Below are 24,293 nucleotides of genomic sequence, written 5' to 3'. Positions count from 1 at the left end.
GCCAGATGGAGGTCTCCATCTTTCCACTTCCCGAAGTTCGTCCGCTCAAGGGTCAGTTCGTCGAGGCGCGTCTGCACTCCGACACCAAGGACCCCGTTCTCAACGCGCGAATTGCGGGCTTGATCGAAACCGTGGCGAAGTCACCAGCTCAGCCCATCTACGTCGCCATGGATCCCCAAACCGAAAAGGAGGTGGGCCGCTTCGAAGGGGCAGTTCTCCCTGGCCAGTCGCAGAAGTTCGTGGACTTCCTCGAGTACGTCATCACCGAGCTACAGTGAACCCATCCGGGTGGTCAGTGCGACCGCGATCCCCATGGTGAGACCCAGCGAAGAACCGCCTTCCGGCGTTCACATCCCCCTCGATCAGCTCTCCGATGACGCTCTCCACGCCATCGTCGAGGAGTTCGTCACGCGCGACGGCACCGAGCACACCGAGGGCGACCGCAAGGTCGCCCAGGTGCTCGAGCTGCTGGAGCGCGGCAAGGCCGAGGTCTGGTTCGACGAGAAGACCCGGACCTGCAACATCCTGAAGGTGGAGTGAACCCGCTCCTGGGATTCGTCGCGGTCAGAACGTCGCGACGAGGTCGATGCCCAGGATTCCACGGTGGTAGTCCGCGCCCTCCGACCAGTCGTAGCGGAACTCCGGACGCACCATCAGGTTGGGCGATAGAAGGTGGTTCGCGCCAAACGTCGCCTCGTAGTGCGAGGTCGCGCCGCTGGTGGGGGCGCTGCCTCCGTGGGGAGCGTAGCCAGTGATGGCGTCGGCCTTCCACCACTCGAAGCGCGCGCCGAGCGTCGTCCGATCGTCGAGCGTGTAGAAGAGGTACTGGTTGAGCCCGATCGTGTCCTCGCCCGTGCTCCCGACGTGCAGGAGGTCCGACTGCACGACATAGTTGAGCGCGTCGCCGAGGGCCACGTCGAAGATCAGCGACTGCATGAAGCCGTCCGAGCCCCGGGCGCCGAAGTCGCCCAGCGTGGTCATGTAGGCGAGGGTGACGTCCTCGTTGACGGTGGTCGAAACGCCGCCGAGGAAGTTGCTGCCCTCGCCGAACTGCTCGAAGCCGGTGTCCCAGCCGAGCGTCCAGCCGCCGTACCACGTCGTGTCCTCGCTGGCCGCGTAGCTCGCGAGCACGCCCGTGTGCGTGAACGGCTCGCTGTTGTACATCGTGATGGCGTGGCTGTAGAAGAAGTTGCCGGGCGCGCCGACGACCTCGTAGCCGATCAGCGTGTAGAAGTGGCCCGCCTTGACGGATCAGTCGCCGCTCGCGGCTTCGACGTAGGCCTGGGGCAGAGCCCAGCCGTAGCCGTCGCCCGTGACGAAGTTCGAGCCGGCGTCCCAGCCCTGACCATCGCCGCTCGAGCTGACGCCGTTGCCAAACGCCACCGTATCGCCGGCGTCCGTGCCGTACATCGCGTCGAAGCGGAAGCCGAAGCCGACCTCGCCCGCGTCAGCGGCGGCGACCTTCTCGGCGAAGACCCACGCCTGCTGGAGGTTCAGCCGGTCCGGGTCGGTGTTGAAGAGATCGTTGGACTCGGTGTGGTAGCCGAGCTGGATCCAGCCGCCAACGTCGATGCCGGTGTCGCCCAGGAGGCTGTCGAACAGCTTCCAGGACTCCTCCTGCGGTGCTGGAGCGAGGGCGGCCGGAGCTGCCCCCAGAGCGGAGGTGCCGCCGAGACCGGCGATCAGGGCGAGCAGCGCGGGGCGTCTCGTGGGGGTCGAACAAGTCATCGGCGGCCAGGGGGAACTGGTGAACGGGAGCGAAGGGCCGCCTCATGGCGGGCGTGCACTACGAGCGGCGTAGGGGTGTGCCATCGGTGAGCTGAGGGTTTGTTCTTAAGTCAATCGGTCAATCCGCCGTCCCGGCGAGGATGGGATAGGGTTTCAGCATGAAGGTCACTCTTCTGAGCCTCGCGCTGATCTGTGGCGCCTGTCAGTCGACAGACGCCGGTTCCTCCCGTTCGATTCACCCCTCCCCCGTACTGGCCGCGCCCGTGGTGGAGGCCCCCGCATCCGCCCTGGAAACGGCTCCCGAAGTCGCAAAGCTGCCCCGGCGCGTTCATCTCGACAGGTCCGAGTACGCGGTTCGCGACTGGGTCCGCGACCGCAGCTAGGAGTCTGCGCCACAGAATGCGATTCCGCGAGCACCGCCAGGATCCGCGCTCGCGGCGTTGCGCCAAACCCCAATGGCATCAAACCATGGGGGGTCCGGCGCGCCTTCCGAGCGCGAATCCTGACGGCACTCGCGAAACCGCATTCTGTGGCGCAGACTCCTAAGAGCGCGATGTCCCCGCTCCGGGCCTGCTCCGGAGCCTTTTTCTTGGCTCGGGAGATAACACTGTTCTTCTCCCGGGCCAAATTTCTACGGGGACATAAGCGGCTTCGCGTGAATGATTTAGGGCCGCATGGCGTCACTTGAGGTCAAGAAGATGCGGAACTCCTCTATGCCGAAGGGGTGCTTGTCGATATTGTGGATATCGAGGTCTTGAACTCCCGAACTCGGCGGGCCCGCCGGGCGCCTTCCCCGAAGGCAACGCAGGAGTGACCGATATCACCCATGGCACTGACACAAACAGCCGAGTACGCCCTCCGGGCCGTCGTGTGGCTCGCCCAGCACCCGAACGAGCCCCAGACGAAGACCCAGATCGCCCAGGCGACCCAGGTCCCATCGAGCTATCTGCCCAAGGTGTTCCAGCCGCTCGTCCGCGGTGGCTTGATCCACGCCCAGCGTGGGATCGGCGGGGGCTACACCCTGGCGAAGGAGAGCGCGGAGATCACGCTGCTCGACGTCGTCAACGAGGTCGACCCGATCCAGCCGATCGACCGCTGCCCCCTGAGCCTCGCGAGCCACGGGACCAAGCTCTGCCCGCTCCATAGCCTGCTGAACCGCGTGATCCTGGAGGAGCAGCGTCTTCTCGGCCGCACCAAGGTCAGCGACGTCACCCGCGGTGAGGGCCAGCCGACGCCACTCTGCGAGTTCGTGGCGCTGGCGCAGAAAGCCGCCGCGGCCGACGAGAGCAAGCCCTCCGGCGCCGCCTGAAATTCCCGAACAGGAGCCGACGCCTCCGCGCCAGCTCAACCGACCACACGACCCTAACCACGTTTGACCCTTCCTAGGAGCTGGCCCCCAGCCGCTCCCTTCAACGAACATGCAAAGTCAGGCAAGCATCGACTCCTCGGGCGGAACCGCCCCGAAGATCGCGACCGAGCGCTTCTCGTACGACGACTCCATCGTACGCCTCTTCCTCTTCGCGACGTACGGCTGGGCCCTGGTCGCGTTCCTCGTGGGCCTCTACATCGCGCTCCAGCTGCGCTGGCCGAGCCTCAGCTTCGGGCAGGAGTTCCTGACGTTCGGACGCCTCCGTCCGCTTCACACGAACGCGGCGATCTTCGCGTTCGCGGGCAACGCGATCTTCACGGGCATCTACTACTCGACGCCGCGGCTCTGCAAGACGCCGATGTTCTCGCGCGCTCTATCCAGATTCCACTTCTGGGGCTGGCAGGCGATCATCGTGTCGGCGGCCATCACGCTGCCGCTCGGCATCAGCCAGAGCCGTGAGTACGCCGAGCTCGAGTGGCCGATCGACATCGCCATCGCCATCGTGTGGGTGGCTTTCGCGATCAACTTCTTCGGCACCCTCGTGAAGCGCCGCGAGCGCCACATGTACGTGGCGCTGTGGTTCTACATCGCGACGATCGTGACCGTGGCGATCCTGCACATCTTCAACAACCTCGTCGTGCCGGCCGGGCTCTTCAAGAGCTACTCGCTCTACGCCGGTGTGCAGGACGCGTTCATGCAGTGGTGGTACGGGCACAACGCGGTCGCGTTCTTCCTGACCACGCCGTTCCTCGGCCTGATGTACTACTTCCTGCCGAAAGCGGCGGGTCGTCCGGTCTTCTCGTACCGGCTGTCCATCATCCACTTCTGGTCGCTCGTCTTCATCTACATCTGGGCCGGTCCGCACCACCTGCACTACACCGCTCTGCCGGAGTGGGCTTCGACCCTCGGCATGCTCTTCTCGCTGATGCTCTGGATGCCGAGCTGGGGCGGGATGATCAACGGTCTCCTGACGCTGCGCGGCGCGTGGCACAAGGTGACCACCGACCCGGTGCTGAAGTTCTTCGTGGTCGCGATCACGTTCTACGGGATGAGCACCTTCGAGGGCCCGCTGCTCTCGATCAAGGCGGTCAACTCGCTCAGCCACTACACGGACTGGACCATCGGCCACGTGCACTCCGGTGCCCTCGGCTGGAACGGGTTCATGGCCTTTGGCCTCGTGTACTGGCTGGCCCCGCGCCTCTTCCAGACGCCGCTCTACAGCATCAAGCTGGCGACCACTCACTTCTGGCTCGCCACGGTCGGCATCTTGCTCTACGTCATCTCGATGTACGTCGCGGGCGTGACCCAGGGCCTCATGTGGCGCGCGCTGACCCCGGAAGGCCAGCTGGCCTACCCCGAGTTCATCGAGACCACGCTCCGCATCCTTCCCTTCTACATCATCCGCGCCATCGGCGGACTGCTGTTCCTCGGCGGCGCGCTGATCGGCGCTTACAACCTCTATCGCACGTGGGCGGCCCGTCCGTCCGAGTACGAGGTCGAGGTTCACGAGGCGCCGCCGCTCGCCGCAAGCTACCCCGAGGAGATCAAGCCGGAGCCGACCCTGGTCGCCGTGCTCGAGTCCGCGAAGAAGCTGGAGGTGTTCAACACCTTCTGGTGGCACCGTCGCTGGGAGCGCAAGCCCATGCGCTTCACCGTCTGGACCACGATCGCGGTGCTCACGGCCTCGCTCTTCGAGATCATCCCGACGTTCGTGATCCGCTCCAACGTGCCGACGATCGCCACGGTCGAGCCCTACACCCCGCTCGAGCTTTGCGGCCGAGATATCTACATCGAGGAAGGCTGCTACAACTGCCACAGCCAGATGATCCGTGCCATGCTGGCCGAAACCAAGCGCTACGGCGAGTACAGCAAGCCAGGTGAGTTCGTCTACGACCACCCGTTCCAGTGGGGCAGCCGCCGCATCGGACCGGACCTCGCACGCGAGGGTGGCAAGCAGTCGACCCAGTGGCACGTCCTCCACTTCGAGGAGCCGTCGCAGGTCTCGCCGGGGTCCATCATGCCGGTGTACGCGCACCTCATGAAGAAGCCACTCGACTTCGCCGGCATCCCGGCGCGGATGCGGGCCATGCAGGCGCTCGGCGTCCCCTACTCCGACGATGAGGTGAAGAGCTCGATCGAGGACGCCAAGGAACAGGCAGCCACTTTCGCCGCCGAGTTCATCGCGCAGAACGGCGATTCACCCTACGTGACGCCGGGCGGCAAGGTGATCGATCTGGGGGATCGTCAGGCGATCGCCCTGATCGCCTACCTCCAGCGAATGGGCACGGACCTCTTCAAAGAGCCGGCTCCCGAGACGGAGAAGAAAGTGGGCCAGGCCGAAGGTGCCGTGCCGTCCACGGACAAGAAGACCGCTGCCGTCACTTCTGGCGCCGCTACGTCCAACGAGGGAGGTCACTGATGCTCCGTGACGTACTCAGCAACGGGCTCCTGACCCACTTCGCCACCATCGGACTCGTGATCTTCGTGGCTGTCTTCGCCGGAACCTGCGCCTGGATCCTCACGCGCTCGCGCCGTGAGGTCAGCGACTGGTCTCGGATCCCGCTGACGGGCGACGACGAAGGTCCCGTCGACGATCGGCAGGCCTGATCCTCCCAGAACACACACACTCCCTCCATCTCCAACATGTCCAACGCACAGAATCCAGCGGCCCTCGACCCTGACGGCAACGCACCCGTCACCGGGCACGTCTACGACGGCATCCAGGAATACGACAACCCGCTCCCCGGCTGGTGGACGACGCTGTTCTACCTGTCGATCCTCTTCTCTGGCGGCTACCTCTTCATCAATCTCGCGCGACCGGAATGGGTGAACACCCGCCTGGAGTACGAGAACGACAAGGCCGCCGACACGCTTCGGCAGTTCGCCGCGATCGGTAACCTGACGCCCGATTACGCCACGCTCGACGGGTTCCTCAACGACCCCGAGAAGGCGAAGTGGCTCACCGTGGGCGAGGGCATCTTCAACACGAACTGCGTCTCCTGTCACGGCAAGGGAGGTACCGGCGTGTCCGGCCCGAACCTGACCGACGACTCGTACCTTCTGATCAAGAAGCTCGACGACATCCCGACCCTTCTGGTGAAGGGTTCCGTCGCGGCGGGGATGCCCGCCTGGGGCAACCGCCTCTCCACCAACGAGATCGTTCTCGTGGCGTCCTACGTCGCGTCGCTCCGGGGACAGAACCTCCCGGGCAAGGAGACGCAGGGCGAGGTGATCCCCGCCTGGACCGAGAGCGCTGGCCAGTAGCCAGCGCGGATCCGCAGTCAGCCTTTCGTCCCACTGATTCCTCGAACGACCGAGACCCCCTCCTATGACACCCGACACACCCGATGGGCCGCTTCTTGCGCCCGAAGGACACGTTCTCTCGACGCTGGAAGCCGATGGCAGCCGCCGCTGGCTCTTTCCGAAGCTCGTCACGGGACGGTTCTGGCACGGGCGTCGATTCGTGGCGTATCTGTTGCTCGCGGTGTACTCGGGGCTTCCCTGGCTGCGGATCGACGGTGAGCCCGCGATTCTGTTCGATCTGCCCGCGCGCAAGTTCCACCTCTTCGGCTTCACGTTCCTGCCGACGGACACGGTCCTTCTCGCGCTGGCCATCCTGATCACCTTCCTGGGGATCTTCTTCATCACGGCGCTCTTCGGGCGGATGTGGTGCGGCTGGGCCTGTCCGCAGACGGTCTACATGGAGTTCGTCTTCCGGCCGATCGAGAGGCTGTTCACGGGGCGGAGCGGCTGCGGCGGCAAGCCCAAGAAGGACGTGCCGAGCTGGAAGCGGACCGCGATGTATGCGACGTACTTCGTGATCTGCCTCCACCTCTCGCAGACCTTCCTCTCGTACTTCGTGGGTACCGACAACATCCGCGAATGGATGTGGGGATCGCCGCTGGCGCACCCCGCGGGCTTCGTCATCGTCGCGGCGATCACCGTGGCGATGATGATCGACTTCGCCTACTGGCGCGAGCAGCTCTGCATCATCGGCTGCCCCTACGGGCGGTTTCAATCGGTGCTCCTCGATCGCAACTCGAAGATCGTGGCCTACGACCCCAACCGCGGTGAGCCGCGCAAGCCGCTTCGGAAGAGTGAGATCAAGGACGCGGCGAACCCCTTTGCGGACCGCGGTTCGTGCATCGACTGCGGCGCGTGCGTCCAGGTCTGCCCGACCGGCATCGACATCCGTGACGGCCTTCAGCTGGAGTGCGTCAACTGCACCCAGTGCATCGACGCCTGCGACGAGATCATGGACAAGACCGAGCAGCCGCGCGGTCTCATCAAGTACACGTCCGAGGCGGCGCTCGCAGGCGAGCCCACGAAGTTCTTCCGGCCGCGGACCGCGATCTACGGATCGCTGATCTCGGGGCTTGCGGCGCTCTTCCTGACGCTCCTCGTCGGACGCCCGCACGCGGACGTGACGCTGATGCGGAACCTCGGCCGACCCTTCGTGGTGATGGAGTCTGGCGAGGTCGAGAACACCATGCGGGTCAAGCTGACCAACAGAACCGACGCCGTGCGGACCTACCATCTTCAGGTGATCGAGCCGGCTGGCCTTCACATTCGCGCAGCGCGCGACAAGGTGGAGCTTCAGCCCGGTGAGACCGTCACCGAGCCGCTGCACGTGATGGCACCTCAGTCGGCGTTCACCAACGGTCGGGTCGACGCGGAGCTCATGGTGATCGACGACGAGGGCTGGAGCCAGAAGTCGAGCTGGCGACTGCTGGGCCCGAGCGGGCAAGCGGCGGCGCACCGTCCCGAGGACCACAGCGATGACGATCACGGTGATGACGACCAAGGCAAGAAGTCCGAAGACCACGATTAGACCTTCAGGTATCCATCTCTTCCGATCATGAACCCACAAGCCAACACACCCAAGAAGCCGGGCCGCCTCGCGTCCTACCGCTGGCCGATGATCGTCGTCGGCCTGCTGGTCGGCCACGTCGGCGCCATGGCGCTCGCCGTCAACATCGCGGGCCGCGACAACGGCAACTCCGTGCTGCCCGACTACTACGCCCGCGCGCTCGCCTGGGACGACATGCGTGCGAAGGCCGCGGACAGCGCTCTTCTGGGCTGGGAGGTGTTCGTCAACACGTCGCCCTTCCTCGAGGAGAACGGCCGCCGCAACCTGCGCGTCGAGATCCTCGACAAGCTGAAGAACCCGGTCCACGGGGCCAAGGTCAGCGTTCGCTTCTGGCACCGTGCCCAGGGCAAGGCCGTCGATGGCATGCTCGCCGAGGTCGGTGAGACGGGTGTCTATCAGGGGATGGTGCCCATGACCCAGCCGGGCCTCTGGAACTGCGACCTCGCGGCCGAACTCGGGGACCTCCTCCATGTCTCCGCGCGCGAGCTTCGTGTGGTCAATGCGGATGAACTCATCGACGCGGGCCTGAAGAACGACTGATGGAACTCGCCTGGCCAGCCATCTTCGCCGCGAGCCTCGTGGGCTCGATGCACTGCGCAGGCATGTGTGGCCCGCTCATGGCCGTGGTCATGGCGAAGCCGCAGGGTTCCGGCGCGTCGGGCAGCGAGGGGAGCGCTCGGCTCCTCGGCTACTACCACGGAGCGCGGGGCGTTGCCTACGCAGTCCTCGGCGCAGCGGCGGGCGCCGCGGGCCAGCTCGCGGACCTCGCTGGCGTGCTCGCCGGGCTCCAGCCGATCGCGGCGACCCTCGCGGCGGCGACCCTCGTCCTGACCGGCGTCCTGATCGGCCTGCGCCACCTCGGTGCGAGCGTGCCGCACGTTCGGCTCCCCAAGGCGTTCCTCACCCGGGTGCAAGCTCTCCAGCGGCGAGCCTTCCGACTTCCGCCCGCGGCCCGTGCGCTGGCGATCGGTGCCTGCACGGCGCTCCTTCCCTGCGGCTGGCTCTACGCGTTCGCGACCCTTGCGGCGGGAACCGCAAGCCCCCTCCTCGGCGCCCTCGTGATGGTCGCCTTCTGGGCGGGCAGCGTGCCCATCCTGAGCGCCGTCGGACTCGGTGTGCGCGGCGCGGGTGGGCTCATGAGCCCGAAGCTGCGTCCAGCTTTCAGCGTGGTGCTGATCGCCGTGGGCGCGTGGGCCATCCTCGGGAGAGCGCAGCTCGACGCGGGCTTCCTGGTCGCCCACGCGGCGGACGAGCGCGCCGAGAGCCTGGAGGAAGGGACGGTGCTTCCCTCCGCGGGTGAACCCATGCCCTGCTGCAGCGGCGTGAGCGCGTCGTCGAGGGACCAATAGTCATGACCTTGATCGATCCTCCGGGCGCTTCAGTGCGCCCACGGTCCACGGCCAGCGTCGCATCGACCGAACGGCGAGCGGCGTGCACCTGTTCGCACTGCGGGCTGCCCGTTCCCGCCGGACTCGTCGTCACGGGCCGCGACGAGCAGTTCTGCTGCAACGGCTGCGAGCTGGTCTACGAGACCTTGCGTTCCAGCGGCCTCGACGGGAACTATTACTCCCTTCGGGCGCGCTTCGAGGATTCGGCCGACGCCGGACCGGCGCGCGCGACGGGACGGGGCTACGAAGCGTTCGATCGCGACGCCTTCCAGGAGGCCTACGTGCGTCCGCGCCTGGGTGCGGACGGTGAATCGACCGGGCTCGTCGACGTCGACCTGCTCCTGGAGGGCGTGCACTGCGCGGCGTGCGTTTGGCTGGTGGAGCGCCTCCCGAAGCTGCTTCCAGGCGTCGTGGACATCCGGCTGCGCGTTCGAGACGCGCGCGTGTCGCTGACGTACGCGCCCGACCTCGCGCAGCTCTCGAGCATCGCCCGCGCGCTCGATCGTCTCGGTTACCCGCCGCACCCGCCCGCGAAGGGCGAGCGCCAGGCGCTGGCTCGCACCGCCGAACGCAGGCACCTCGTGCACATGGGCGTCGCCGCGGTCACCGCAGGGAACGCGATGCTCGTCTCGTTCGCTCTCTACGCAGGGGCCGCTGGCGGCATCGAGCATCAGCATGCTCAACTCTTCCGCTACATCGGCCTGGGGCTGGGTTGGCTGTCGATCCTCTGGCCGGGGCGCTCGTTCCTGCGCGGAGCCTGGGCGGCCATTCGTACGAGGACCGGGCACCTCGACCTGCCCATCGCGCTGGCGCTGCTCGCGGGCGGGCTCGCGGGCACCTGGAACACGGTGACGGAGTCGGGCGAAGCGTACTTCGATTCGCTGACCGTGCTCGTGTTCCTCCTGCTCGTGGGCCGGTACATCCAGGCGCGGCAACAGCGCTGGGCGGCGGATGCCGTCGACCTCACACGGGCGCTCACGCCGGCGACGTGCCGCATCGTGAGGGCGCAGCCTGTCCTGGGGCACGAGGAGATCGTGGAGATCACGACGCCCGAACTGATGCTCGGGGACGTGGTCGAGGTTCGTCCCGGCGAGCCGGTTCCCGCGGACGGCTCGGTCGTGTTCGGCCGCTCCGCCGTGGATCGATCGCTTCTCTCGGGGGAAGCCGTACCGGTCGCGGTCACGGTGGGGGATGCAGTGCACGCGGGCTGTCAGAACGTTTCCGGTCTGCTGCGCGTCGAAGTCACCAGCTTGGGCGCGAACAGCCGCGTCGGAAGGCTCATGGGGCTCGTCGAGGAGGGGCTCGCCGAGAAGCCGCGGATCGAGAAGTTCACCGACCGGATCGCGGGGGTGTTCGTGATCGCGGTCTGCGGGCTGGCGGCCGCGACGTTCCTGTACTGGAGCTGGGCTGCGGACCTTCGCACCGCCATCGACCACACGGTCGCGCTGCTCATCGTGGCGTGTCCGTGCGCGCTCGGGCTCGCGACACCGCTCACGCTCGCGGTAGCCGTGGGACGCGCGGCACGGGTGGGCATCCTGGTGAAGGACGCCTCCGTGTTCGAGCGCCTCGCGGGGCGGGTGCGGCTCCTGCTCGACAAGACCGGCACGCTCACGCACGGATCGGCGCACGTCACCGCCTATGTCGGCGACCCGGCACTACGCGGGCCGGTCGCGGCGCTCGAGGCGCGCTCGAACCACCCGCTGGCGAGAGCTCTCGTGCGCGACTTCGATCGCTTCGCCGCGCCCGGAGTGCGCGCCGAGGACGTGGACGAGCGGCTGGACGGCGGCCTCTCCGGAGTGGTCGATGGCGTGGCCCTTCGGGTCGGATCGCTCGATCACCTGGCTCGCCACGGGCACGTTCTTTCGAAGGAAAGGGCGGCGGAAGCCGAAGCGATGGAGGCCGCCGGTCACAGCGTGATCGGCGTGGCGGCGGGAAGCGACGGGGACGTCGCGGCGCTCATCGCGCTGTCCGATACGGCCCGGGCCGACGCGGCGAGCGTGATCGAGGCCCTTCGGCAGGTCGGCTGGGAGCCCGAGGTCCTCTCCGGCGACGTGGACGGAGCGGTGGCACGCATCGCCGCGACGGTTGGCATCGATCGCTTCGCGGGCCGGGTCGAGCCCGAGGGCAAGCTTGAGCGCGTTCAGGCCCTTCAGTCCGGCGGCGAGGTCGTCTGCATGGTCGGTGACGGGGTGAACGATGCGGCGGCGCTGGCGGCGGCCGACGTCGGGATCGCGGTGCACGGCGGCGCCGAGGTGAGCCTCGCGGCCGCAGACGTGTACGCCAGTCGGCCCGGCCTCGGGGCGCTGGCGGACCTGCGCGCTCTCTCGCAAAAGACCATGCGCACGATCCGCATGAACCTGGGACTTTCCCTCGCCTACAACGTCGTGGGGATCACCCTCGCCGCGTCGGGCCACATGGATCCACTGGTCGCGGCTATCCTGATGCCCGTCAGCTCCGTCTCGGTGCTGACCCTGGCGCTCGTTTCACTTCGACCGATCGGCCGCTCCCGTGCCTTCCAACACGCGGCCGCGGACCTGGACGATGAGGCGGCGAGCGCGCCGGTCGTCTCCCCCTCGCCATCCGTCCCCAAGACCGAGGAGCCTGTCCCATGTCCGTGATCTACATCGTCCTCCCCCTGGCGCTCGTGCTCGGCGGAGCCGCGCTGGTGGCGTTCCTCTGGGCCGTCAAGCGCGGGCAGTTCGACGACCTCGATACGCCCGCGATGCGCGTCGTCCTGGAGGACGATGCGCTGTCGGAGGACTGATTCCCCCGGTTGTCCCGGGATGAGCCCGGCGTCGCCCGATGAGGTTGCCCGTTTGCCTCTTGCCGAGGGTGGGGTAGCGTTCGGGACGATGCAGATTCCCGTTCTCCCCGCCTTTCTGGCCCTTCCGTTCCTCTTTGCGTTCACCGGCTGCGCGGCGAACCAGGAGATTCAGTCCCCTCTGGCGGAGGACGCCGTCCCGCCGCCCATCCGGCTCGACTACATCGACGATCGAATCGACGATCGCGTCCGGCAGATCTCGTTCATCGCGGGCTACCGGAAGTTCTCGGACACCGATATCTGGGATCGCGTCGACGCCGAAACGTCGGCGGGAATCGAGTACGCGCATGAGGTCAAGAACGGACTCGGGTTCGAGCTGGGCGCCATGGGCTCGCTCGGCATCAAGAACGGAGTGAGTGACAACGTCGACGTGACGGGCGCGGCCGCTGAGCTCTACGGCGGAGCACGCTACATGTGGAAGCGCGATCGCTGGACCCCTTACGTGGGTGGCGGTCTTTCGGGCATTCTCGCGGGCGTCGACAACGACCAGGGCGGCCAGGTCGCGGACGACCAGGGGTTTTCCGCGGGCGTCTATCTCCACGGCGGCGTGCAGTACGCGCTGAACGAATGGATGTACCTCGGCGTCGATCTCCGAACGCTCTTCGGCACCAGCCTGGACCTGGAGACGGTGGAGGGCGATGCGGACTACACCCAGCTCGGCTTCGCCTTCGGTTTCCGGCTGTAGCCTCGCTCGGCTACTTCGCTCTCTACAGTGCTTTCTTCCGGGCTTTCTTCCGGGCTTTCTTCAGCGCCCTTCCGCCGGGCTTCGCGGGGGGCGTCCAGCCATGGAACTTCGGCCTCGCGAACGCCAGGCGTGACGCCATCACCTGCATCGCTTCCTCGTTCTGATCCACGAGAACGGCGCTGCGGCCCTGGCGGATCGCGGACTCCCCGATCGTGCCGCTCCCCGCGAAGAAGTCGAGCACCTTGTCGCCGGGCTCCGTGTGGACGTTGATGATCCGGTCGATGATGCCGAGGGGTTTCTGGGTCGGGTAGCCCGTCTTCTCCTTGCCGTTGGGACTCACGATCGTGTGCCACCACGTGTCGGTCGGCGTCTTGCCGCGGATCGCCTTCTCCTTCGTCACGAGCTTGGGCGCGAGGTAGGGGATTCGATCCACGTGGTCGTAGCGAAAGGTGAAGTTCGCCGGATCCTTCGCGTACCAGAGGATGTTGTCGTGCTTGGCAGGCCAGCGCTTCTTCGAGCGGGCGCCATAGTCGTAGGCCCAGACGATCTCATTCTGGAAGCTCTTCCGACCGAAGATGGCGTCGGTCAAGACCTTGGCGTAGTGGACCTCGCGGTAGTCGAGGTGGAGGAGGAAGCTGCCCGTTGGCTTCAGCAGGCGATGGGCTTCTTCGATGCGGGGCTCGAGAAAGGCCATGTAGTCGTCGAACTGATCGGCGAAGGACTTCGAGCCGATCGTGACGGTGCGGTACCGCTCTCCATAGAAGCCCTTGTGATCGCCGTCCTTGGCGCGACGGGTCTTTCGCTCGAGGCGCGCCTGGCGCTTCCCCGTGTTGAAAGGGGGGTCGATGTAGATGAGGTCGAACCTCGCCCGCTTGAAGCGGGCGAGGACGTCGAGGTTCTCGCCGAAGTGGATGTCAAGTTTGGGAGGCACCGCGCGAGTGTGAGCGCGGAGACCGATGAAGTCCATCGGCGACCGCGTGTATCGCGGGCGCCGATCGCTCCCATCACCTTCAGCCTTTTTCGCCAGGGAGGTCCGTGGGCGAAAGGCCTGCACGCTTCAGGGCACGGGTGGCGCGCTCGCGGTTGGTTTCGGGATGATCGGCACCGATGCCGGTACCGACCATGATCTCGGACTTGAGGAAGCGTTCGTCGTAGACCGACGCCGGCGCGCGGCGCATCCGGGCGCTGATGGCCCGGCCCGCGAAGGCACCGGCCACCACGCCGATGAGCCCACCCAGGAGCGCAGCCGCTCCGAGGCCGTTCGCGGAGGTGGTCGCGATGTAGGCGATCGCGACGGAGAGCGAGGCGCCGACAGCGGCGCCAGTGGCGCCACCGGCCACCAGGCCGCTGGCCCTGGCGAGACTCGTGGGATTGCTGACCTCGAAGGTTTCGCCGAGGGGCTCGGGACGCAGCGTGTCCACTTCGTCGCTCACCAGCACGAGATCGTTGTGGTCGAACCCTTCCCGGTTCAGTTCGACGACCGCGCGCTCGGCCTGGGCCCTGTTGTCACACGCGGCGACGGTGTAGCCGTGCTCGAATCGCTTCTTGTGGAGATCGTGGGGAATCGTCCGCCGATTGGCCGATTCGGCCATGCGGTCTTGGGTGACGGGGCGGGCATCAGCGGTTTCGGTGGTCGTGTTCGTCATGTACGGAGTATCGGTGGGCAGACTTCGATGGGTCCCAAAGCGACCTAAAGTTGGCTTCAGGCACACTCGGTGGAGCGCCCTGCGAACCGATGCTTCCGTGTGCCACAGCGGCGTTTGCGCCGCGTCAAGTTGACAGGTGGTCCAGGCTCGCGTACACCCGGAAGGCTCACGTACTTCTTTCCCAACCCCTGATCGACATGCATCGCACCCTGCTCCTGCCGTCTCTCGCATTCGTCTGTACGGCTTTCGCCACCGCGCAGGTGGCGCCCCGCGCGGCTCACGCCGAGAAGATCCCCGGCGCCGTCAAGAACGCCGGCATCTATCACCTGAGTACTGGCACCTGGACGCGCGCCGGCGGCGGTGTGTCGAACTTCGGGCCTGACGTCATCTATTCGAACACCGCGTGGTCCGGCTACTTTTCGACCACCGGCGGCGTCGGCGGAACGATTCCGATGGCCGAGAACTTTGACGAGGGACAGATCCCGGGTCCCTTCAACGGTCAGCATCCGCAGGGCCGTGATTCGTTCACCGTCAACTGCTTCGAGATCGGCTACTGCGATCTCGGACCCGCAGGTGGGAGCGGATGGGAGATTCGCTTCTACGAGAGCTATATGCCCTGTTCGTTCCGAGGTGCGCCGGACGCCGACTTCCTCGCGACCGGCCTTCCCGCGAACGGCTGCTGGACGGTGACGTTCGATCTCTCCGGCGGCAACGAGTTCTGTCTGGGCGGCGACGGAGGCGATGGATACGACGGGGATCTGGACCTCGATAGCTTCGGCTGGAGCTACACGTACGCGGGGCAGAACACGACTTCGGTGGCTGGATTCCTGATTCGGGGCGACCCCCAGAGCACCGAGCCGAACTGGGTCACGGGGGGAGAGGTCACCGATGGCACGGACACCTACTTCGGGCCACCGTCCTTCTGTCCGGAGGGCAGCACCGGGCTCGGTACCCAGGACTTCTGGTGGATCGAGGACACGAACGTCCCGAGCAATAGCGGCTGCTACTGGTTCTTCGGCTACCGCAACAACAACGCATGCGCCGGGCCGCTGGCGAACATGTATGCGTCCTTCCACATGGAGCTTCAGGCGGACACCGCCATCTGCGATAACTTCGGTCCCGGAGTTCCCTACTGCATGTCCAATCCGAACTCGACGGGTGTCAACTCGTCGCTTCTGGTCCTGGGGAGCGCGGTCGTCTCCGACAACAATCTCACTCTCATCGGTGGGCTGCCCACGAACACGTTCGGCTTCTTCATCACGTCTCGGACCCCGGGCTTTGTCGCCAACCCAGCTGGAAGCGCGGGCAACCTCTGCGTGTCCGCCAACATCGGCCGGTTCACGGGGCCCGGTCAGATCAAGAACTCAGGTGCCTCCGGCACGATCTCCCTCACCACGCAGACGGGCGAATGGAGTCTGCAGAGCATCCCCACGTCGACGGGCCCCTACGCCGCCATGGCGGGCCTGCGCACCCACTTCCAGCTCTGGCACCGCGACTCCGTCTCCGGCACGCCCACGTCGAACTTCTCCGACGCGGTCTACGTCGACTGGCAGTAAGCGGCAGGCCCCGAATGCCCCGTGTGGGACGCGCATCCACTCGAGCGGATGCGCGTTGAAGCCTACGGGCGGAAGTCCACGGGGATCTTGATGAAGTCGATGGCAGGCGCCCGCTCGAACGGCTGGTAGCCGTCGCCGGAGACGTCGAGTTCGAACTGGACCTCGAAGCGAAGGAAATCCCACGCAGCTCCCGAGAGCTCGTTGACATCGGGCGTCCATCCGTTGGATGCCGAGTAGGCCGTCGACAGATCGGGTTGCCCATCGGCGGCAGCGCGGGCCGCGTCGAACGTGATCGTGATCCGATGGTCGAAGTAGATCCGGTCACGATCGACGAGCGTGTAGACCTCGAAGGACTGCGGGTGGATCTCGATGGTTCGAGCCGGCGTGGCAGACGCCAGGTTCGTGAGGTCCCACGGCACACAGTCGAGGGCGATCCCGGGCGCGTAGCAGCCGTATCCCATACCGAGGGCCGCGATGTCGCCTTGGAGCGATACGCCGAAGATCTGCGATTCGAGCCAGCTGCCAGTCGCCGGATCGGGGGTCGAACGCGCGCGGTCGCCGGTGAGGAGAGCGGGGAGGGCCGCCCGGAGGCCGGTCGGCTCGACGAGGTCGAGGCGCGCGACTTCGAGGGCGAACGGTTGATAGCCCGCGGGCGTGATCGGACCGAGGACGGGTTCCTCGAGGAGCACCTCGCCGTTGATGGTGCGGATCGCGCCGTCTGGCGCGGTGCCGAAGAACGAGAATCGGGGCGCTTGGGGCACAGCGCTACCATCGGCGCCCGCAAGCCCCACGGGGTACCACTTCGAACGGACCCGGGAGAGGCCATCGGGTGTTTCGATGCCCCCGATGATGTGGCGGCCCCAGTGGCCGCGAGGCGCGCCGAGATCGGATTCGGTGTCCTCCATGGAACCCGGCTCGTCGCCGCCGAAGGTGAAGTGCTCGATGATGGCGTCCACGCGGGCCCCTATCGCGCTCTCTTCGGTGGTACCCGTCAGTGGTAGGTATTCGAACACGTCGGAGGCGTGGGCTTGCCCCACGAGGTCCTGGAAGCCAGCTTTCAGGACGAGGCGCAGGAAGCGGCCTGGCGGCAGGGTTCCCACGGGTCGGACTTTCACGGAGGAGCCGCGGGCGCCGCACGCGGCGATGGCCTCCACCTGAGTCGTGATCGGCTTCCAGCTTCCGTCGTGGTACTCGAGACCGATTCGCTCGAGGTTTCGCCGGGCCAAGGACACGGGCTGGTCGAAGCGCACGACGATCGCGACCTGGTGGGAAGGGGCGACGTGGTGATTCAGCGGTAGGCCGAAGGGAACGAGATCCTCGGAAGCGGGGTCGACCTCGAGCAAACCGAACTGGTTCTGGCGCAGGAGGACGCTGGCCGGTTCGAAGCGGCCGAGCTCGATGAGGGTGCTCTCTGGATCCTCCAGGTGCACCCCGGGCCTGCCGCGGAAGACCACGCGCGGAGGCCCGAGCCTGCTGTCGTGGAACAGCGTGGCAGGATCCGTCCCGCTCGGCGTGGTGAACGCGATCTCCGTCGTGGACTCCAGAAGGGTGCCGTCCTGGGCGCGCAGGGGATAGGACGAGGTGTCGGTGCCTCGAATCGTCAGGACGTAGTCGGTGGCAGGAAGCAGTCCGGGCGCACCTGCCGGGTCGACAGGGCAAGCCGGCTGGAAGCGAACGGTGTGAAGGTCGGTGGCTCCGGTCGCCGGGTCGAGGCCGCGGACGAAGGTTCCCATGGCGTGGACTCCGTTCTGTGCCGCTCGGATGGACACACTCGACGAGGTCACGGAGAGAAAGTGAATCGGCCGGTCCAGCGTGATGTCGATCGGCCGATTGAGCTGCCAGATCGCGCCCTCCTGGAGGGCACCGGTGGAGAGCCCCATGGGGCCGACGGCGGGCGGGGCCTGCGAAGGGGCGGCCGAGCTGCCGCAGCCCGTACCGCTGGCAGCGACGACTAGCAGCAGAAGGACCGTGGACGGAAGGGTCCAGGCGGAGCGCGAGCGAATCTTCATGGGTCTATGGTTGGTCGAGTCGGGAAGGACCCGGGGGAAGCGTACCATCCGGAAGTCAACGAGTTCTGGCTGACTGGTAGGCCCGGACCGCACCCAGGTCACACTTCGCCCCGGTGCGGGCGCCCCATGGTCGATCCCTGCTCCATGGGCGGGTAGCCTGGGCTACGAGGCGAATCAGTGTGACGACTGCCTGGCCGCCCACACCTTGACCGGAGGCACGAAGGGCCCGGGCCCGGGCTCGGACACGATGCTCGCCGCCCGAGCGGGCTGACGTCGAAGCGGCAGCGGCTTGTGCGAAGAATTCGATGCTCTCCGCGCTCCCGTCACCTCGTTTGGTTCGTCTCCAGTTCCAGCAGACGCCGCTTGCGCCACAGTCCGCCCGCATAGCCGGTCAGGGTGCCATCGGAGCCCACGATCCGATGGCAGGGCTGGATGATCGCGATCGGGTTCCTCCCGTTAGCGGCACCTACCGCGCGGGCTGCCGTCGGACGACCTACCGCCCGGGCGATCTCGCCGTAGCTGCGCTGCGCTCCGTAGGGAACCTCCGCGAGTTGCTTCCAGACGGCCCGCTGGAACGGGGTTCCGACCGGCGCGAGGGGGAGTTCGAAGACGGCAAGTTCCCCGGCGAAGTACGCGTGCACCTGGTCCTCGACCCCATCGAGCATCGTGAACCCATTCCGGCGGCGCGGCGCCCGGAGGAGAGGCCCGCCGTGGACGCTGGTCGCTCGATAGAGCTGTTTCTCGATCCGCTCCTTGTCCACGAACTCGAGCAGCGCGAGCCCGGCGCTGGAGCAGACCGCCAGCATCGGACCCAGGGGCGTGTCGATCCTCCTGAGGGCGAGCGCCTGCTCCACGAGCCGAGGGTCACCTGGTGCCAGCTCTGGCAATCGGCCGAGCCAGGCGTCGGTCCAGTCCGAAAGCCCCTTTGGCTCCAGCTCGTCCGGACTGAATTCGGGAAAGAGAAGGCTCTGCATGGGGAGTCACCGTACCGCGAGACGGCAACGGCGACCAGGGAGCCGAGTGTGCTCGGGATCGCGCATCCGGTAGAGCGCATGGCCCGTCCAGAACCTGGACCGACGCATGGGACTCTGGAGTCCGTGGGGAGAGATCAAGGGGCGGCACGGCACTTGCAAATCCGCCATGTCCCTTGGGTGCCGGGTTCCCGTCCGACTCGGTCTCCATCCCTGAACTCTCTCACACCCTCACGCTCGGACCAGCGGAATGCGCACGCACCTACTTCTCTTCCACACGGCCCTCCTTGGACTGGCCCAAATCAGTCACTCGCAGACCATCCCACAGCAGCTTTGGAGCCGGGACCTGGCGTTCCCGCTCGCCAGTTCAGAGCGGGTGGTGGTCGACTCTACAGGTCACGCGGTTGCCTGCAGCGGTACCTACCTCTTTGTGCCGGCGACGCAATCCCACCACATCTTCCAAACCACCAAGTTGAGGCCCGATGGTCAGCCTCTCTGGACACGAGAGTACCGCCCCGCGGGCGGATGGAACGAGCGGGCCTATTGGCTCACCGTCGATTCAGAGGACAACGTGATCGTCACCGGTCGCGCGCTACCGGCCCAGAGCGCCAACTTCCAGAGCGTGACGATCAAATACGATCCCGCGGGCAACGTGCTGTGGGAGCATGTGCGCGCAGGATCCGGCTTCGGGTACACCTCGATTCGTGTCGAGGTCGACGCGACAGGCAACGTCTATCTCCTCGGCACGGGCGATACGTCGGGCTCTCTGTTCGAGGTGACCAAGCTCGACCCGGCGGGAAATCTCCTCTGGTCGCGGGGAGTGACACCGGTGACCGGTGTGCCCACGCGGCTCAACGCGCTCGCCGTCGCGCCTGATGGTCGCGTGGCCTACACCGCTGGCATCCAGGACCTCGACTTCTACAGTCGCTGCTACGACTCCCAGGGGGCGCTTATCTGGTCGGATCGCTACGCCGGGGGCCTTCTGGGCGGCCAGGACATCACCTTCGACGCGACCGGCGCAGCCTACGTGTGCGGGTCGGCGAACGGTGCGGGTGTCGTCGTCAAGTACGGCCCGACCGGCAGCCGCGAGTGGACCATGTCACGCAACGGACCCGGGGGCTCCTTCGACTCGTACCATCGAGTGACCCTGGACGTTGCAGGCAACATCGTCGCGACGGGCCAAGGGCAGGGCAGCGGACTTTACCTGCAGTGGGCCACCGTCAAGGTCGACCCGACCGGGACGCTCCTCTGGGCGAGGGATTATGAAGGGATCGCCGCGAACGATCAGCGCGCCCGCGCGATCACCACGGACAGTTCTGGCTCGGTCTACGTCGCGGGATTTGCATTGCCCGCTAGCGCACCGTGTACGACGACGCTCTCCGACGTGGATACCGTCGCGATCAAGTACGACGCATCCGGGACCCTGCAGTGGACGCTCCACTCGCTCTGCTCTGGCGGATTCGGCAACTCGATCGCCGTGGCTCCGGGGGGCGACATCGTTCTGAATACCCCGGACTCGGTCGAGCGCTGGTCACAGTTCGCGCTCCCCGAGAACTTCTGCCAGGCCGTCCCCAACTCGACAGGACAGATCGGGCATCTCGACTGGGTAGGCACGACGGAGATCACGGCGAACGACTTCTCCTTGATCGTCCAGGGCACCCTGCCGCCCACGTCCTTCGGCCTTCTTGCCGCCAGCCAGGTGGAAACGTCCGTGCCCATGGTCGGCGGATACGTCGGGACACTCTGCCTGGGGACGCCCACGGGGCGTGGTACTGTCTTCCAGGTTGATGCGGGCGGCTCTGTCACCGTGCCGATCGACCCACAGGCCCTACCGACCGCCCTCGGGCCTACGGTCAGCGCCGTCGCGGGCGAAACCTGGCTCTTTCAGCTCTGGCACCGCGACCTCGTCAACGGTGCGCCGAACGCCAACTTCACGGACGGTCTCCGTGTTCCCTGGCGTTGACGTCTGGCGGAGCTGCTGCGTTCAGGGCTCCTTGCCGCAAGCCGGATGGATGCCCCGTGAGTCGGAGCTGACTACTTCGACGGGCCGTGCCAGTCCCGGACCTTCTTCCGGTTCTGCCAGTAGTCGAGGTACTCCGCCTCGAACTCCTCCAGCGTCACGCCGTAGATGCGCGTGATGCCGCGCTTGATCGCGGGGAGGTCGCCGCGTCCCACGCGGCCCATGGCGTCGATCCATTCGAGGAACTTGTCCTTCCCGAACTTCGAGTGCTTCACGAACTCGATGAGGGAAGCGGCCTGGGTGTAAGCGCCACCCGCCACGCTGCCGCCCTTCTTGCGGGTCGCGTCGCCAGCGGACATCAGGAGGCTGGGGACCGTCATCAGCTCCGCGAGCGGCTGCGTCGTTCCTTGCTTGGCGAACTGCTTGACCTCGTTCAGCTCGGACTGCTGCACGCTGATGTACTCGGCCACCCCTTCCTGGAACCAGGAGCCACCCCCCGACAGGTGCAGGCGGTTGCGGAAGATCTGATGCGTCTGCTCGTGGATGTGGACGGGGGCGATGGTCGACTGCTGGTACGTCGCGTACGCGTCCCCTGACGCCACTCCGGCCGAAAGTTCCGCCTGTGCCTTGGTCCATTCCAGGTTGATGACGCACCAGTCGATGTACTGGGACTTGTTCAGGAAGTAGAAGATCGGCAGGAGCTTCTGCCCCGGCAGGTCCTCGAACGGATAGACCGTGCGCACCTTCTCGTAGTTCTCGTCCACCTGCTTGCCGAACGCACGAGCCGTGCTCTTTCCGACGTTGGTGAAGATGATGTAGTGGTCCGTCCGAAGGATCTGATTGTTGCCGTTGCCCTCGACGCTCTCGGGCATCGACTTCTTCCAGCGCGCCTCGGCCTCCTCCTCGGGCCACTCTGGATCGATCACCTCGCCCGTGTAGTGAATCGCCTTGCCGGCCCACTTTTCGAAGGCTGCCCACTCCTTGTCGGTGAAGCGCTTCTTGATGTGCATGTCCAGGAAGTACGCGCCGGCGCTCGTCACTCCGCCCACGAGGATGTCGTAGCCATCGATATCCGTGCCGGTGTTGGTGTCGTGGGCCGCGAGCCAGCCGTAGGGCACACGACCGAAGTCGCCGATCAGCGGCTTCGATCGCTGAAAGTCGTAGGATCCCCCCTTCGCGCGACGCGCATTGCCGCGGGAGTTGCCCACGATCTGCGCAATCTCACCCGGGCCCTCGAGGTCGAAGCCGTCGGACACGAGGAGCGCTGCGAGGCTGAAAGAGATGGGGGTCCCGTCGTACTCCGCGGTCCACTGTCCACGGGTTTGACCGGAACGCTGCAGCCCTCCCTCCAGCTTCGAGAGGTCGCTGAAGTCGAGTTCGAGTTCGAACTCGGGTATCTCCAGCTTGTCCTGTGGAGGAGAGGCCGGAGCGGCGCCACCCAGGGCTCCGGCGGCGAGGAAGATCGAAAGGGAAGAGGCGAACAGGTACAGCATGGGACTTGGCATGGTCCTGTCCAGACTAAGCGATCGGGCAACACCTCACAGCATGGAGCACATCCTGGCAGCCGCTTTGCGACTTCGATCGAGAGCGCGAAGACTCCGCCGTCACCTGCGACGTCTGCGCAGCGGGATCCGAGGGCTCAATACCGATGCAGCGCCGTTGCGATTCGCTCGATGAGGTCCGTGGCCTGGCAGGACGCGGCCGAGTGCTCTGCGGCGTAGTCGGTCGCAGCGTCCAGTCCCAGGTGGACGGCGGCGACCGCGGCCTCGAGCGGGTCGAGACCCTGGGCGATGAGTCCCGTGATCATGCCTGCCAGCACGTCCCCGCTGCCTGCCGTCGCAAGGGCGCGGCTCGTATCGGGGGCGACGAACGTGGTGCCGTCGGGGCCCGCGATGACCGTCGGCGAGCCCTTGAGGACGAGGACGACGCCGAAACGGCGGGCCCACGTGGAAGCCAGCCAGGTCGGGCGGTCGTGGGCGGGGTCCGTCGGTACCCTCTGGCCTGACGCTTCGACCAGCCGGCCGAACTCGCCCGGGTGGGGCGTGAGGACGGTCGCGCCCTGTCGCTCGAGCACGGCTCGCAGGGCTTCCGGGCGATCGAGGGCGTTGAGTCCATCCGCGTCGATGACGAGGGGCGCCTGCATCTCCCGGACGAGCTGGCCCACGAGGCCGCGGATCTCGTCGCGTGCGCCGTCGTCCTTGGCGTAGCCGAGGCCCGGTCCGACGAGGCAGGCGCGGCAGGATCCGAACTCGGCGAGGATCGGTGCGGCGGCGGCCGCGGGCAGCGTTCCGCTCTCCGTGGCGCGGAACGAGAGCGCGACGACCTCGGGGAGCTGAGCGTCGAGCGCGGCGGCCGCGCGCTCGGTGCTCGCGCAGACGACGTAGCCGGCTCCAACGCGGGCGGCCGCCTTCGAGGCAAGGATCAGGGCGCCGCTGTAGCGATTCGACCCCGCGACGACCGCGGCTTGACCGACGGCGAATTTGTGCTCACCGCGCGAAGCGCTCCTGAGGAACCTCGCGACGGTGGCAGCGCCGGCGACGCGCGCCGAGCCCGGCTCCTGCATCGCGGCCTCCATGAGATGAGCCGGAAGGCCGATGTCGACGACGGTGACGTCTCCGCAGCTCTTGGGGCCCGCGCCGAACCAGTGACACGGCTTGGTGGCCGCCATGGTCACGGTGAAGTCGGCGTGCATGCCGCCGGCTCCCTGGCGCTCGCCCGTGTCGGTATCGAGGCCGGTGGGAACGTCGATCGCCGCGATGGAGCGCGCCGAGAGCGCGAACTCGGCCATCGAGGCGATCGGCTCGCGCAGCGCGCCGGTCACACCGATCCCGAGAAGCGCGTCGACCGCGAGGTCGAAGGGGCCCCATGGAGCCATGGCCCCGCGCGCAGTGTCGATCTGCGTCTGCAGGTCAGCGGCGGCGTCCCATCGGTGGAGCGTGAGCATCCGCTCCTCGCTCTCGGGAATCCGGCGCAGAAGCTCCAGGTTGAGCTGGGTCTCGGCGGACGCGCCCTCCGCCCCTGAGTGATAGAGCACGAAGACGTCCGCGCCGCGCTGGAACAGGAGCCGTGCCACCGCGAGCCCATCGCCCCCGTTGTTCCCCGGACCCGCGAGCACGAGGACCGCACGCTCGGCGAGGTCCGCCATGCGCCGCTCGATCTCGTCGGCCACGCCCCGCGCAGCCGTCTCCATCAGGGTGAAGGAGGCGAGGCCGAACTCGTCGATGGTGCGGCGGTCGGCACGCCGCATGGCGTCGGCGCTCAGGATGATTCGATCGGGGTGGCTCTGCATG

The 24,293-nt window shown here is 66.8% G+C and carries 21 protein-coding genes and 1 pseudogene; 15 read left to right on the top strand and 7 right to left on the bottom strand.

Annotated elements, in window-relative coordinates; translation table 11 throughout:
* Positions 1-5 precede the first annotated feature (5 nt).
* Both Poly30_RS27415 and Poly30_RS27410 read left to right on the top strand, forming a co-directional pair.
* Positions 6-278, top strand: a complete 273-nt coding sequence (locus Poly30_RS27415) for a hypothetical protein (protein WP_145205537.1) — start codon at positions 6-8, stop codon at positions 276-278.
* A 34-nt stretch (positions 279-312) separates the two neighbouring features.
* Entirely contained in the window at positions 313-540 is a 228-nt protein-coding gene (locus tag Poly30_RS27410) for a YheU family protein (protein ID WP_145205535.1), read from the top strand.
* A gap of 24 nt (positions 541-564) precedes the next feature.
* On the opposite strand, the pseudogene Poly30_RS29000 reads toward Poly30_RS27410, so the two are convergent.
* Positions 565-1,728 (bottom strand): annotated as a pseudogene (locus Poly30_RS29000) (outer membrane beta-barrel protein).
* A gap of 158 nt (positions 1,729-1,886) precedes the next feature.
* Between Poly30_RS29000 and Poly30_RS27395 the strand changes: the two are divergent.
* The 11 genes from Poly30_RS27395 (at position 1,887) to Poly30_RS27345 (ending at position 12,861) form a co-directional block, all read left to right on the top strand.
* Positions 1,887-2,111: a hypothetical protein gene (locus tag Poly30_RS27395; RefSeq protein ID WP_145205527.1), complete on the top strand. Its 225-nt coding sequence runs from the start codon at positions 1,887-1,889 to the stop codon at positions 2,109-2,111.
* 443 nt (positions 2,112-2,554) lie between these two features.
* Positions 2,555-3,037 (top strand): RrF2 family transcriptional regulator, encoded by a 483-nt coding sequence (locus tag Poly30_RS27390; RefSeq protein WP_145205524.1) that lies wholly within the window; start codon positions 2,555-2,557, stop codon positions 3,035-3,037.
* 109 nt (positions 3,038-3,146) lie between these two features.
* Positions 3,147-5,516 carry a cytochrome-c oxidase, cbb3-type subunit I gene (gene ccoN / locus Poly30_RS27385; protein WP_145205521.1) on the top strand — a complete coding sequence of 790 codons (2,370 nt, stop codon included), beginning with the start codon at positions 3,147-3,149 and terminating at the stop codon, positions 5,514-5,516.
* Positions 5,516-5,704, top strand: coding sequence for a cbb3-type cytochrome c oxidase subunit 3 (locus Poly30_RS27380; protein ID WP_145205518.1), 189 nt, complete (start codon positions 5,516-5,518; stop codon positions 5,702-5,704). Before ccoN ends, Poly30_RS27380 begins: the two co-directional genes overlap by 1 nt.
* 36 nt (positions 5,705-5,740) lie before the next feature.
* Positions 5,741-6,361 (top strand): cbb3-type cytochrome c oxidase N-terminal domain-containing protein, encoded by a 621-nt coding sequence (locus Poly30_RS27375; protein ID WP_145205515.1) that lies wholly within the window; start codon positions 5,741-5,743, stop codon positions 6,359-6,361.
* Between the two features lie 64 nt (positions 6,362-6,425).
* Positions 6,426-7,928 (top strand): cytochrome c oxidase accessory protein CcoG, encoded by a 1,503-nt coding sequence (ccoG, locus tag Poly30_RS27370; RefSeq protein ID WP_145205512.1) that lies wholly within the window; start codon positions 6,426-6,428, stop codon positions 7,926-7,928.
* Between the two features lie 27 nt (positions 7,929-7,955).
* On the top strand, positions 7,956-8,507 hold the full coding sequence (locus Poly30_RS27365; RefSeq protein ID WP_145205509.1) for a FixH family protein: 552 nt from the start codon (positions 7,956-7,958) through the stop codon (positions 8,505-8,507).
* Entirely contained in the window at positions 8,507-9,316 is an 810-nt protein-coding gene (locus Poly30_RS27360) for a sulfite exporter TauE/SafE family protein (protein WP_145205506.1), read from the top strand. Before Poly30_RS27365 ends, Poly30_RS27360 begins: the two co-directional genes overlap by 1 nt.
* Before the next feature lie 2 nt (positions 9,317-9,318).
* Positions 9,319-11,973, top strand: coding sequence for a heavy metal translocating P-type ATPase (locus Poly30_RS27355; RefSeq protein ID WP_145205503.1), 2,655 nt, complete (start codon positions 9,319-9,321; stop codon positions 11,971-11,973).
* Positions 11,964-12,119, top strand: coding sequence for a cbb3-type cytochrome oxidase assembly protein CcoS (ccoS, locus tag Poly30_RS27350; RefSeq protein ID WP_145205500.1), 156 nt, complete (start codon positions 11,964-11,966; stop codon positions 12,117-12,119). Before Poly30_RS27355 ends, ccoS begins: the two co-directional genes overlap by 10 nt.
* 88 nt (positions 12,120-12,207) lie before the next feature.
* Positions 12,208-12,861: an outer membrane beta-barrel protein gene (locus tag Poly30_RS27345; protein ID WP_419190736.1), complete on the top strand. Its 654-nt coding sequence runs from the start codon at positions 12,208-12,210 to the stop codon at positions 12,859-12,861.
* Between the two features lie 22 nt (positions 12,862-12,883).
* Here Poly30_RS27345 and Poly30_RS27340 read toward each other — a convergent pair whose 3' ends face one another.
* The gene (locus Poly30_RS27340) at positions 12,884-13,828 is read right to left on the bottom strand and encodes a DNA-methyltransferase (RefSeq protein ID WP_145205494.1); all 945 of its coding nucleotides are present in this window, start codon (positions 13,826-13,828) and stop codon (positions 12,884-12,886) included.
* A gap of 43 nt (positions 13,829-13,871) precedes the next feature.
* Positions 13,872-14,507: a hypothetical protein gene (locus Poly30_RS27335; protein ID WP_145205491.1), complete on the bottom strand. Its 636-nt coding sequence runs from the start codon at positions 14,505-14,507 to the stop codon at positions 13,872-13,874.
* Positions 14,508-14,704: 197 nt separating this feature from the next.
* On the opposite strand from Poly30_RS27335, the gene Poly30_RS27330 reads away from it, so the two are divergent.
* Positions 14,705-16,063, top strand: a complete 1,359-nt coding sequence (locus tag Poly30_RS27330; protein WP_145205489.1) for a hypothetical protein — start codon at positions 14,705-14,707, stop codon at positions 16,061-16,063.
* Positions 16,064-16,125: 62 nt separating this feature from the next.
* Here Poly30_RS27330 and Poly30_RS27325 read toward each other — a convergent pair whose 3' ends face one another.
* Complete coding sequence (locus Poly30_RS27325) at positions 16,126-18,072, bottom strand: hypothetical protein (protein ID WP_145205486.1); 1,947 nt, start codon at positions 18,070-18,072, stop codon at positions 16,126-16,128.
* A 323-nt stretch (positions 18,073-18,395) separates the two neighbouring features.
* Positions 18,396-19,046 carry a methylated-DNA--[protein]-cysteine S-methyltransferase gene (locus Poly30_RS27320; RefSeq protein WP_419190735.1) on the bottom strand — a complete coding sequence of 217 codons (651 nt, stop codon included), beginning with the start codon at positions 19,044-19,046 and terminating at the stop codon, positions 18,396-18,398.
* Positions 19,047-19,293: 247 nt separating this feature from the next.
* Between Poly30_RS27320 and Poly30_RS27315 the strand changes: the two genes are divergently transcribed.
* Positions 19,294-21,006, top strand: coding sequence for an NHL repeat-containing protein (locus tag Poly30_RS27315; protein ID WP_145205483.1), 1,713 nt, complete (start codon positions 19,294-19,296; stop codon positions 21,004-21,006).
* Positions 21,007-21,077: 71 nt separating this feature from the next.
* Here Poly30_RS27315 and Poly30_RS27310 read toward each other — a convergent pair whose 3' ends face one another.
* A complete protein-coding gene (locus Poly30_RS27310) occupies positions 21,078-22,496 on the bottom strand; it encodes a hypothetical protein (protein WP_145205480.1) in 1,419 nt (472 codons plus the stop codon).
* A gap of 146 nt (positions 22,497-22,642) precedes the next feature.
* A complete protein-coding gene (locus Poly30_RS27305) occupies positions 22,643-24,292 on the bottom strand; it encodes an NAD(P)H-hydrate dehydratase (protein ID WP_145205477.1) in 1,650 nt (549 codons plus the stop codon).
* Between the last annotated feature and the right edge of the window lies 1 nt (position 24,293).

The sequence above is a fragment of the Saltatorellus ferox genome (assembly GCA_007751475.1).
Classification (GTDB): domain Bacteria; phylum Planctomycetota; class UBA1135; order UBA1135.
The sequence above is the reverse complement of the archived record's forward strand: the minus strand, read 5'-3'. Positions and strand labels throughout refer to the sequence as shown.